At 72.4% G+C, this 11347-nt stretch carries 11 protein-coding genes; 5 read left to right on the top strand and 6 right to left on the bottom strand.

Going from position 1 to position 11347, the window contains the following annotated elements; all coding sequences use genetic code 11:
• Positions 1-268: 268 nt before the first annotated feature.
• Positions 269-721: a LysM peptidoglycan-binding domain-containing protein gene (locus C1I92_RS31625; protein WP_158564381.1), complete on the bottom strand. Its 453-nt coding sequence runs from the start codon at positions 719-721 to the stop codon at positions 269-271.
• Between the two features lie 188 nt (positions 722-909).
• On the opposite strand from C1I92_RS31625, the gene lexA reads away from it, so the two are divergent.
• Complete coding sequence (gene lexA / locus C1I92_RS31620) at positions 910-1635, top strand: transcriptional repressor LexA (protein WP_146605363.1); 726 nt, start codon at positions 910-912, stop codon at positions 1633-1635.
• A 72-nt stretch (positions 1636-1707) separates the two neighbouring features.
• Here the strand turns inward: lexA and C1I92_RS31615 are convergent, their stop codons facing one another.
• Complete coding sequence (locus tag C1I92_RS31615; RefSeq protein WP_199521789.1) at positions 1708-3678, bottom strand: ATP-dependent DNA helicase; 1971 nt, start codon at positions 3676-3678, stop codon at positions 1708-1710.
• 90 nt (positions 3679-3768) lie between these two features.
• On the opposite strand from C1I92_RS31615, the gene C1I92_RS31610 reads away from it, so the two are divergent.
• Positions 3769-5613: a S9 family peptidase gene (locus C1I92_RS31610; RefSeq protein WP_111258605.1), complete on the top strand. Its 1845-nt coding sequence runs from the start codon at positions 3769-3771 to the stop codon at positions 5611-5613.
• 69 nt (positions 5614-5682) lie between these two features.
• Positions 5683-6840, top strand: coding sequence for a DUF5005 domain-containing protein (locus tag C1I92_RS31605; protein WP_111258604.1), 1158 nt, complete (start codon positions 5683-5685; stop codon positions 6838-6840).
• A gap of 9 nt (positions 6841-6849) precedes the next feature.
• Here the strand turns inward: C1I92_RS31605 and hflX are convergent, their stop codons facing one another.
• Entirely contained in the window at positions 6850-8262 is a 1413-nt protein-coding gene (hflX, locus tag C1I92_RS31600) for a GTPase HflX (protein WP_199521790.1), read from the bottom strand.
• 103 nt (positions 8263-8365) lie between these two features.
• On the opposite strand from hflX, the gene C1I92_RS31595 reads away from it, so the two are divergent.
• A complete protein-coding gene (locus C1I92_RS31595; protein ID WP_111258602.1) occupies positions 8366-8659 on the top strand; it encodes a hypothetical protein in 294 nt (97 codons plus the stop codon).
• Between the two features lie 6 nt (positions 8660-8665).
• Here C1I92_RS31595 and dapF read toward each other — a convergent pair whose 3' ends face one another.
• Together dapF and miaA are read right to left on the bottom strand one after the other, a co-directional pair.
• On the bottom strand, positions 8666-9505 hold the full coding sequence (gene dapF, locus C1I92_RS31590) for a diaminopimelate epimerase (RefSeq protein ID WP_111258601.1): 840 nt from the start codon (positions 9503-9505) through the stop codon (positions 8666-8668).
• Positions 9502-10416: a tRNA (adenosine(37)-N6)-dimethylallyltransferase MiaA gene (gene miaA, locus C1I92_RS31585; RefSeq protein WP_111258600.1), complete on the bottom strand. Its 915-nt coding sequence runs from the start codon at positions 10414-10416 to the stop codon at positions 9502-9504. Before miaA ends, dapF begins: the two co-directional genes overlap by 4 nt.
• A 73-nt stretch (positions 10417-10489) precedes the next feature.
• Between miaA and C1I92_RS31580 the strand changes: the two genes are divergently transcribed.
• Positions 10490-10768, top strand: a complete 279-nt coding sequence (locus C1I92_RS31580) for an antitoxin (RefSeq protein WP_233507504.1) — start codon at positions 10490-10492, stop codon at positions 10766-10768.
• Between the two features lie 25 nt (positions 10769-10793).
• Here the strand turns inward: C1I92_RS31580 and C1I92_RS34170 are convergent.
• Positions 10794-11347: class III extradiol ring-cleavage dioxygenase family protein (locus C1I92_RS34170; protein WP_111258599.1), on the bottom strand; the 554-nt coding region annotated here is incomplete at its 5' end.

Genomic DNA, 11347 nt, shown 5'->3' with positions numbered 1-11347 from the left:
GGCCCTGCTCAACACCACCACCAACGATCAACAGGTAGCACCAACAGCACTCCTCACGGCATGATCAGCACAACTCGCTGACCCACACACGTGGACGACCACCTACACCACGTCACGGGACGTCACCCACCGCGCCCCCGACAATCGAAACAGCAGGGGGCCCAGCCACTGTCCCAAACGGCAAACGGTCCGACATCCCCGCGAACGCGACAAGGCATGGAGGCAATGCCCTATCGCGATCCGGGACGCCGGACCGAACGACCAGGCGTCAGCGCCCGGAGGGAATCTCCAGCACATCCCCGGGACGGATGTCGCCCGCCGAGGAAAGCCCATTCAGGTCCATGATCGCCGCGACCGTCTCGCGCGGGTCGGCCGTCGGCGCGACGTCGGTGGCCAATTCCCACAGCGTGTCTCCGCCCCGCACCTCGACGGTGGTGACGGTGCCCGCCGAACCGGTGGAACCGTCCCAGGGCCGGACGAACGCCAGCGCACCGGCGACGATCAGCAGCAGCCAGGCCAGCCCGACCACGACACGCCCGCGCCGGGTGAGGCGCGAACCGTGCAGGGAGGGCTCGGCCGAACCCACGCACGGGACCGGCGTCGGACGGCCCGTGGGACGACGACGCGCGACGTGGCGGCGCGGGGCGAGGTCGGCGTGATCGGGCTCGATCACCACGCGGGTACGGGTCTCGAACGGCGGGATGTAGGTCGTCGTCGCCATGGTCAGCCTCCGGTCTGTATCGCACAACCGTTCGATAGAACGACTGTACGAAACGTTGTACACGGTGCCACTGACAAAGTCGAGACACGTTCGAACAGATGTTTGATCGTGTCCCTCCCTCCGGCTACTGTGACCACATAACTCGACTGTGCGACATATCAGCGTGAGCAGCGACCGGAGGTGGCGTGGTGGCCAAGAACGACGACGAGGAGCGCGGCGATTCGGGCGGCGCATCGGTGCACAGTTTCCCCGAGACCCACCAGCATCCGGCCGACCTGACGGTGCGGCAACGCAAGGTGCTGGAAGTGATCCGCGAGTCGGTCGGCCGCCGGGGCTACCCGCCCAGCATGCGTGAGATCGGCCAGGCCGCCGGCCTGTCCAGCCCGTCCAGCGTCGCCCACCAGCTCGGCGTGCTGGAGACCAAGGGCTACATCCGCCGCGACCCGCACCGGCCGCGCGCGCTCGAGGTGCTGCCGCCGGGGACCGCGCCGGGCGACTTCACCCGGCAGCTGATGGACGACGAGGAGAGCAACCTGCCGACCCCGTCCTACGTCCCGATGGTCGGCCGCATCGCCGCCGGTGGGCCGGTGCTGGCCGAGCAGGCGGTGGAGGACGTCTTCCCGCTCCCCCGCGAGCTGGTCGGCGAGGGCACGCTGTTCATGCTCCGCGTCGTCGGGGAGTCGATGGTCGACGCCGCGATCTGCGACGGCGACTGGGTCGTCGTGCGGCAGCAGCCGGTGGCCGAGAATGGTGAGATCGTCGCGGCGATGATCGACGGCGAGGCGACGGTCAAGACGTTCAAGAAGCGCGACGGCCACATCTGGCTGCTCCCGCACAACGCCGACTACGAGCCGATCGACGGCGACGACGCCACCATCCTGGGCCGCGTGGTCGCGGTCATGCGCCGCATCTGAGCGACGGCGCGCACGAGCCGGCATCGGCCGGGGCATCGAGGCCACCACACGCCCCGGCCGATGCCGCACATCTCAGGACGACGAGACCGCCAGGCGCTGCAGCGCCCCCGAGACGACCGCCTTGTCGCTGGTGAACCACATGGGCGGGAGCGACGCCCGCAGGTACGAGCCGTACCGGGCCGTCACCAGCCGGGGGTCGAGCACCGCCACCACGCCTCGGTCGGTCGACCGGCGGATGAGCCGCCCGGCGCCCTGGGCCAGCAGCAGCGCCGCATGCGTCGCGGCCACCGACATGAAGCCGTTGCCGCCCGCCTTCTCGACCGCCCGCTGCCGCGCCGACGACAGCGGCTCGTCCGGCCGCGGGAACGGGATGCGGTCGATGACGACCAGCTGGCACGACCCGCCCGGCACGTCGACGCCCTGCCACAGCGACAGCGTGCCGAACAGGCAGGTCTTCTCGTCGGCCGCGAACGTGCGCAGCAGCGTCGCCACCACGTCGTCGCCCTGGCAGAGGATCGGCAGGTCCGGCAGCCGCTTGCGCACCGCCTCGGCCGCCTCCTGCGCCGCGCGCCGGGACGAGAACAGCCCGAGCGTGCGCCCGCCGGCCGCCGCCATCAGCTCGACCAGCGTGTCGACGACCTCCGGGCGCAGGCCGTCGCGGCCCGGCGTCGGCAGGTCGCGCGCGACGTAGAGGATGCCCTGCTTGGCGTAATCGAACGGGGAACCGACGTCGAGCGAGCGCCACGCCGGTGCGCCTTCGCCGGCCAGCCCGAACGCCCCGGCGGCGGCGTCGAACGAGCCGCCCAGCTCCAACGTCGCCGACGTGGCCACGACGGTGTTCTGCCCGAACAGCCGCTCCCGCAGCAGCCCGGCCACCGACAGCGGCGCGACCCGCAGCGACCGGCCGCCGCGCTCGCGGTCCTCGACCCAGACGACGTCGTGCTCGCCGTTGGCGACCAGCCGCTCGGCCGTGCCGTAGACGTCGTCGACCATCGTCTTGGCCGCCCGCCGGGCCGACTCGACGTCGGCGGCTCGCTCCTCGCGCGCGGACCCGCTGAACCCGGACTGCACCGCCCGGGCCGCGTCGCGGACCCCGACCAGGGCCGCCAGCAGCTGCTCGGGCACGGTGTCGAGCCGGCCCACCGGCGCGTCGAGCAGCGCCGCCCGCAGCTGCTCCCCCGCAGCGCGCAGCTCCTCGGCGTCGCCGTCGTCGACATGGGCCCGGGAACGCACCGCCGCGCGGTCGATGACCCCCGGCCACAGGTCCGCCGTCGCGACGCCGGTGACCCGCCCGGCCAGCTCGTGCGCCTCGTCGACCACCACGACATCGTGCTCGGGCAGCACCGGCAGCCCCTCGAGCGCGTCGATGGCCAGCAGCGCGTGGTTGGTGACGACGACGTCGGCGCCGTCGGAGCGGGCCCGGGCCACCTCGGCGAAGCACTCCTGCCCGTACGGGCACCGCGCCGCGCCCAGGCACTCGCGCGAGGACACCGAGACCTGCGACCAGGCGCGGTCGCTGACGCCGGGCTCCAGCCGGTCGCGGTCGCCGGTGCCCTTGGTGGCGGCCTGCTCCTCGGCCCACTCGCGGGCGCGCAGCACCTCCGCGCCCAGCGGACCGGCGGACAGCTCCTCGACGGGGACGAGGATGCCCTGGTCGTCGGGCGCGCCGTCGCGGACGCGGTGGAGGCAGGCGTAGTTAGCCCGCCCCTTGAGCGTCGCCCACTTGGGCGGCCGGCCCAGCAGCGGCTCGGCCGCCTTGGCCAGCGCCGGCAGATCGCGGTCGACCAGCTGCGCCTGCAGCGCGAGCGTCGCCGTCGCGACGATGACCGGCCCGTCGGAGGCGTCGGCGTGCAGCAGCGCCGGCACCAAGTAGGCCAGCGACTTGCCGGTGCCGGTGCCGGCCTGGACCAGCAGGTGCTTGCCGTCGGCGACCGCCTCGCCGACCGCCTCGGCCATCTCGACCTGCCCAGGGCGCTCCGTCCCACCGACGGCCGCGACGGCTGCGGTGAGCAACTTCTCGACCGTCACATCGCCCTCATTCACCGGCCCGACACTACCCGACCCGCCAACCCGGAAAGCGGTTGTCCACAGCCGCGTCTTCACCCTGTCCGAGGCCCGTGATGGAATGCCGGGATGACGTATGACGCGGTGCCGCTGATCCCCCGGGACGTCCTCTTCGGGAACCCCGAGCGGGTGCTCCCCACGCTGTCCCCGGACGGCTCGAGGCTGGGCTTCGTCGCCCCCGACGAGGGCGTGCTCAACGTCTGGGTCGGTCCCGCCGACGACCCCGCCGCCGCCCGCCCGGTCACCCACGACCGGCACCGAGGCGTGCGCACGTTCATGTTCTGCCACGACGACCGCACGCTGGTGTACCTGCAGGACACCGACGGCGACGAGGACTGGCGGCTGTACGCGCTGGACCTGGAGTCCGGCGCGGCCGAGCTGGTCACGCCGCAGGACAAGGTCACCGCGTACATCGTCGAGCACAACCGCTGGCACCCCACCTCGATCCTGATCGGGCTGAACGCCGACAACCCGCAGCTGCACGACCTGTACCGGCTCGACCTCGCCACCCGCGAGCTGACCAAGGTCGCCGAGAACCCCGGCTACGCCGGCTGGCTGGTCGACTCCGACCAGCGGGTCCGCGGCGGCGTCGCCATGACGGAGGAGGGCGGCGCGGTCGTCTACCGCCGCGGCGACGACGGCGACGACGAGCCGTGGTTCGAGATCGGCCCCGACGACGTCCTCACCACCGACGTCGCCGGGTTCAGCCGCGACGGCTCGGCCGCGTACCTGCTGTCCAGCGTCGGCGTCAACGCCGCCCGGCTGATCCGCGTCGACCTCGCGACCGGCGCCGAGACCGTGCTGGCCGAGGACCCCGAGTACGACGCCGGCGGCGTGGCCCAGCACCCCGAGACGCTGGAGCCGCAGGCCGTCACGTTCATCAAGGAGCGCAAGTCCTGGACCTTCCTCGACCCTGCCTTCGGCGCCGAGGTCGGCGGACTGATCCAGCGGCTGCACGGCGAGGTCGGCATCTCCCGGCCGGTCCGCGACGACCGCACCTGGCTGGTGCACGACGTGCTGTCCGACGGCCCGGTCCGCTACTACCGCTACGACCGCGACTCCGGCGGGCTGACGTTCCTGTTCTCGCACCGCCCGGAGCTGGAGCAGTACGACCTGGCCGAGATGGAGCCGTTCTCCTACACCGCCCGCGACGGGCTGACGGTGCACGGCTACCTGACGTTCCCGCGCGGCGTCGAGCGCGCCGGGCTGCCGGCGGTGCTCGACGTGCACGGCGGCCCGTGGGCGCGCGACACCTGGGGCTACAACCCCGAGGCGCAGTGGTTCGCCAACCGTGGCTACGTCTGCGTGCAGGTGAACTTCCGCGGCTCCACCGGCTACGGCAAGGCGTTCGGCAACGCCGGCAACAAGGAGTGGGGCCGCGCCATGCACACCGACCTGCTCGACGCCGTCGAGCACCTGGCCGGCCAGGGCCTGATCGACCGCGACCGGGTCGGCATCTACGGCGGCTCGTACGGCGGGTACGCCGCGCTGGCCGGTGCCGCGTTCACGCCCGACGTGTTCCGCTGCGCCGTCGACATCGTCGGGCCGTCGAACCTGCTCACGCTGCTGGCGTCGGTGCCGGAGTACTGGAAGCCGCAGATCGCGCTCATGCACAACCGCGTCGGCAACCCCGAGACCGAGCGCGACATGCTGTGGGACCGCTCGCCGCTGTCGAAGGTCGACCAGATCACCATCCCGTTGCTGGTCGCGCAGGGCAAGAACGACCCGCGGGTGAAGATCGCCGAGGCCGAGCAGATCGTCGCCGCGCTGCAGGAGAAGGGCCTGGACCACGAGTACCTGCTGTTCGAGGACGAGGGCCACGGCCTGGCCCGGCCGGAGAACCGGGAGCGGTTCTACGCCGCCGCCGAGCGGTTCCTGGCCACACACCTGGGCGGCCGCGTGCAGCCGGACTGACGAAAACGGGCAGTGCCGTCATACGGGTGAACTCTGGACATCTAGTGATCTAATCACTAGAACTCTCCTATGGTCACTCGTCATCGAAGCCGTGTCCTCCTCGCCGGCACCGTCGTGCTCACGCTCGGCGGTGCGGCGCACGCCGCACCCGCGTCAGCAGGGGCGGCCGCGGCGTGCGCCACCGTTCCCGCCGTCACCGGCGCCGCTCCTGACGCGGCGCTCACCGGCCTGTTCACCGCCTACGGCAACGACAACACCGCGCTGGACGATTGGACCGGCGCCGACGGCACCTACTCCGTCCCACTCAAGGACGGCCGCGTGTTCTGGGTCTTCTCCGACACGTTCCTCGGCAAGGTCGACGCCGACGGCGGCCGCTCCCCCGTCACCGACGAGGGCGGCACGACGCCGTTCCTCAACAACTCGTTCGTCGTCCAGGACGGCGACGAGCTCGAGACGATCTACCGGGGCAGCGCCGACGATCCCGAGCCGCTGATGCCGCCGGTCGACGGCTCGCACTGGTTCTGGGCCGGCGACGCCCACGCCAGCGGCAACGTCATCGAGGCGACGTACCAGGAGTACGAGCGGTTCGGCCCGGGCGCCTGGGACTGGCGCTGGAACCGCAACGTCCTCGCCCGCTACTCCCCCGAGCACCCGGACGAGCCGCTCAGCGTGCACGACCTGCCCTCGTCCGCGGGCATCTCGTGGGCGTCGGCGATCCGGCGGGTCGGTCCCTACACCTACGTCTACGGCGTCGAGGACCACGGCGCGGTCAAGTACATGCACGTCGCCCGGGTCCGGGGCGCCAGCCTGCTCGGGACCTGGGAGTACCGCACCGCCGACGGCTGGTCGCGCGACGAGGCCGACTCCGTCAGGGTGATGGACGGCGTCGCCAACGAGTACAGCGTGTCACGGCACGACGGCCGGTATCTGCTGGTCACCCACGACACGACCGTGCCGCTCAACGCCGAGATCGTCGCCTACGCCTCGTGCTCGCCGTATGGGCCGTTCACCGACAAGACCGTGCTCTACACGACGCCGGAGACCGGCGCCGGTGGCAGCTACGGCGACCCGAACATCTTCACCTACAACGCGCACGCCCACCCGCACATCGACCGCGACGGCGACCTCGTCGTCTCGTACAACGTCAACACGTTCGACAACACCGACCACTACGAGGACGTGTCGATCTACCGGCCGCGGTTCATCACGGTGGACTTCGCGGACTGACTGGGCCGATCAGCGACGGGCGACGGCGTACGGCTCCAGTGCCGCGGCCAGCGCCTCGGGGACCCGGGCCCGCACCCGGGTCCCTTCGGCCTCGTGGTCCAGCGACAGCACCTCGCCGATCGTGTGCACCCGCGCCACCAGCTCACCGTGGTGGTACGGCACCAGCGCCTCGACCTCGATCGGCGGCTGCGGCAGCTCGCTCTCGATCAGCGCGCGCAGCTTGTCGATCCCGGCGCCGGTGCGCGCGGAGACCGAGACCGCGTGCGGCTCGTTGCGCAGTAGCCGGGCGACAACCATCGGGTCGGCGGCGTCGGACTTGTTGACGGCGACGATCTCGCGCACGCCGCCGGCGCCGATGTCGGCGAGCACCGAGCGCACCGCCGTCAGCTGGCCCTCCGGGTCCGGATGCGAGCCGTCGACGACGTGCACCAGCAGGTCGGCGTCGGCGACCTCCTCCAGCGTCGACCGGAACGACTCGACCAGCTCGTGCGGCAGGTGCCGGACGAACCCGACCGTGTCGGCCAGCGTGAAGACCCGGCCCTCGGCCGTCTGCGACCGGCGCACCGTCGGGTCCAGCGTCGCGAACAGCGCGTCCTCGACCAGCACGCCGGCGCCGGTGAGCCGGTTGAGCAGCGACGACTTGCCGGCGTTGGTGTAGCCGACGATCGAGACCGCGGGCACGGCGTTGCGGCGCCGGTCGGCCCGCTTGGTGTCGCGGGCGACGCGCATGTCGGCGAGGTCGCGGCGCAGCTTGGCCACCCGGGTGCGGATGCGCCGGCGGTCGGTCTCGAGCTTGGTCTCACCGGGACCGCGGGTGCCGACGCCGCCGCCCGCGCCGCCGGCGCGACCGCCGGCCTGCCGGGACAGGCTGGTGCCCCAGCCGCGCAGCCGCTGGCTGAGGTACTCCAGCTGGGCCAGCTCGACCTGCGCCTTGCCCTCGCGGCTCTTCGCGTGCTGGGCGAAGATGTCGAGGATCAGCATGGTGCGGTCGACGACCTTGACGCCGACCTTGTCCTCCAGGTTGCGCAGCTGCGACGCGGACAGCTCGCCGTCGACGATGACCGTGTCGGCGCCCTGCGCCTGGACGACCTCGCGCAGCTCCTCGACCTTGCCGGAGCCGACGAACGTGGCCGGGTCGGGCTTCAGCCGGCGCTGAGCGAGGCCCTCGAGCACCTGCGAGCCGGCCGTCTCGGCCAGCGCCGCGAGCTCGGCGAGGGAGTTCTCGGCGTCGGTGAACGATCCGCCGGGCCAGACGCCGACGAGGACGACCCGCTCGAGCCGCAGCCGCCGGTACTCGACCTCGGTGACGTCCTCGAGCTCGGTCGACAGGCCCACCACGCGCCGCAGCGCGTGCCGCTCGTCCAGGTCGTAGTCCCCCGTGGTGTCGCCGTCCACGAGGTCGAGCTCGTCGACCTCGGGCAGCTCGGCGGAGTCGTCATAGGGGTTGTATGCGTGGCCTGGACTGTTCGTCAATGTTCCTGCTTCCGCCGTTCGACGTCTTCAGGAACGACCATAGCTCGACCCGGTGGACGCCGCCCACCGTAATTTCGCCGCCGCGCGCAGCGTCGCCGCACGCCGCCCGGCCTTCCCGGTGGACTTCTCCTGGGCGCGCCTGGCCACTTCCTGCAGCACGGCCTCGCGTCGCTGCTTCTCCGTCGCACCCATGGGCACCGCCTTCCGTCAGGCGCGCGGCCGGCCTCGTTGCCGCCCCACGTTCACCACGTTAGGCCCGCTCCCCGGCGATCGCATCGACCGCGAGTCTGACGTCGTGCTCCTTCTACTGAAGGAGACGTCGTCGGGGTTGTTCCGGATGCTGTGATCTGGGTCACAGCACGACGGTGCCCCGCAGTCCGAGCACGGCCGGGCCGGTGAGCAGCAGTTCTCCGTCCGGCCGCTCCGTCACGACCAGCCGCCCGCCGGGGACGTCGACGAGATACCGGGAGCCCGCCCCGGCCCCGTCACGGCGCATGGCCGCCCACGCCGCGGCGCACACGCCGGTACCGCAGGACCGGGTCTCGCCGACGCCGCGCTCCCACACCCGCATGGCGATGTGCTTGTGCCCGCGGTCGGCGACGAACTCGATGTTGGCTGAGTCGGGGAAGGCGGCGGCCGGCCGCAGGTCCGGCTGCGTGGTCAGCGAGCCGGCCTCGTCCAGGTCGTCGACGAACACGACGGCGTGCGGGTTCGGCACCCGGACCGGCACGGCCTCCCAGGTGCGCCCTGCGGTGCAGACGAAGGCCAGCTGGCGGGTGGCGGCCGGCTTGGCCCGGCCCATCTCGACGGTGATCTGCCCGTCCTGCTCGGCATGCACCGTCCGGGCGCCGCCGCGCGTGGCCAGCGTGAGCACCGGGCCGTCGGCCAGGCTGTTCTCCCACAGGTAGCGGGCCATGACGCGCACGCCGTTGCCGCACATCTCGGCGACGGAGCCGTCGGCGTTGCGATAGTCCATGAACCACTCGGCGTCGTCGGCCTGCTCCCGCACCTCCGCGGCGGTCTCCGTCCGGGTGACCCGGATGACGCCGTCGGCGCCGATGCCGGCGTACCGGTCGGCCAGCCGCCGCACCGCCGCCTCGTCGAGTCGGCCGGCCAGCGCGCCGTCGGCGTCGGGGACCAGCACGAAGTCGTTCTGCGTGCCATGTCCCTTGACGAAGGAGATCCCGCTCACGACCGACGATGGTAGGTCAGGGCGCGCTCCAACCGGTCATCGGCGTCGAACGGCACCCAGCCGATGCGGTCGTCCTTGCCGAACCAGGCGTGCTGACGGCGGGCGAACCTGCGCGTGAGCTGCACCGTCTCGGCGCGCGCCGCGTCCTCGGTCTCCTCGCCGGCCAGGAACGCCAGAACCTGCGCGTAGCCCAGCGCCCGGCTCGCCGTCGGTCCTTCGCGCAGCCCCTGCGCCTCCAGCCGCCTGACCTCGTCGACCAGCCCCTGCTCCCACATGTGGTCCACGCGCCGCTCGATCCGCTCGTCGAGGACGTCGCGCGGGACGTCCAGGCCGATCTGCACGACGTCGTCGTAGTGGTACTCGCGCGGCGGCAGGGTCGCGGTGAACGGGCGGCCGGTCAGCTCGATGACCTCCAGCGCGCGGACCACGCGGCGGCCGTTGGTGGGCAGGATCGCGGCCGCGGCGGCCGGGTCCCGGGTGGCGAGGCGTTCGTGCAGCGCGGCGGCTCCGACCCGGGCGAGCTCGTCCTCCAGCCGGGACCGGACGGCGGCGTCGGTGCCGGGGAACTCGAACCGGTCCAGCACCGCGCGGACGTAGAGCGCGCTGCCGCCGACCAGGATCGGGGTGACGCCGCGCTCCCGGCAGTCGTCGATCGCGGCGCGGGCGAGCCGCTGGAACTCCGCGACGGTGGCCGGGCGGGTGACGTCGTAGAGGTCGAGCAGGTGGTGCCGGACCCCCTTGCGCTCGTCCGGCGTGAGCTTCGCCGTGCCGATGTCCATGCCGCGGTAGAGCTGCATGGAGTCGGCGTTGACGACCTCGCCGTCCAGCCGGAGCGCGAGGTCGACGGCGAGGTCGCTCTTGCCGGCCGCGGTGGGTCCGACGACGGCGACGACGGGGACGTGCTGGCTCACCCGCCGAGTGTGCCACGCGGCGGAATTGTCACGAACGCGTTGCGGGCCGTCCGAGCCGGGGGTATGAACGTCCGTGGGAGCACTGGTCGAGCCGCACTGGGCGGCCGACGGCCCACGTCAACGAGGGGAAGTGCCGATCATGGGCTTCGACGAGATCAAGAACAAGGTCCAGGACATGGTGTCCGACAACGCTGACAAGGTCAGCGACGGCATCGACAAGGCCACCGACTTCATCGACGACAAGACCGGCGGCAAGTACAGCGAGCACCTGGACGGGGTCGACGACAAGGCCCGTGACTTCATCGACGGGCTCGACGGCGAGAAGGGCGAGGACAACCCGCCCCAGTCCTGACGCGGTCGAGGGAGCGGCGCGCGCGTCAGCCGTGCCGCTCCCAGACGCCGACCAGGTAGCCGACGCCGAACGGCGCGGCCTCGTAGCCGACCTCGGCGTCGTACAGCTGCTCGCCGGCGGCGCCCGCGAGCACCGTCAACGCCTGCCGCCCCGCCTCCGCCCCGGTCTCCGCGGCCAGTTCCGCGTCGAGACCCAGCAGCTTCTCCGCCTCACCGCCGCGTAGCGCCTCCGCCAGCGCGGCGTCGTAGCTCTCCGCTCTGGCCCTCAGGTCCTGCGGCGTCGTGTCCGCGCGCAGCGGCGACCCGTCGGCCATCACCAGCAGCGCGACCCGGTCGGCGCGCGCCGCGACTTGCCGGCCCAGCTCGACGCCGTCGCCGTCACCTACCGTCGCGGTGTGGACCGGCCCCTCCCAGCCGTCGCGCTGCAGCAGCCAGGCGCCGACGGTGACCGAGAGCGGGAGGTTCGTCGTCGCTGTCGTCTCGCCGGGGAGCGCGACGGTGACGTCGAGGCCGTAGGACGCCAGGCTGCCCGCCCGCCCGGCCTCGCCCACCGTCGACTCCCCCGGCCCGACGATGACCA

The organism is Jiangella anatolica (assembly GCF_003236295.1).
In the GTDB taxonomy this organism is placed as follows: Bacteria; Actinomycetota; Actinomycetes; order Jiangellales; family Jiangellaceae; genus Jiangella; species Jiangella anatolica.
The sequence above is the reverse complement of the archived record's forward strand: the minus strand, read 5'-3'. Positions and strand labels throughout refer to the sequence as shown.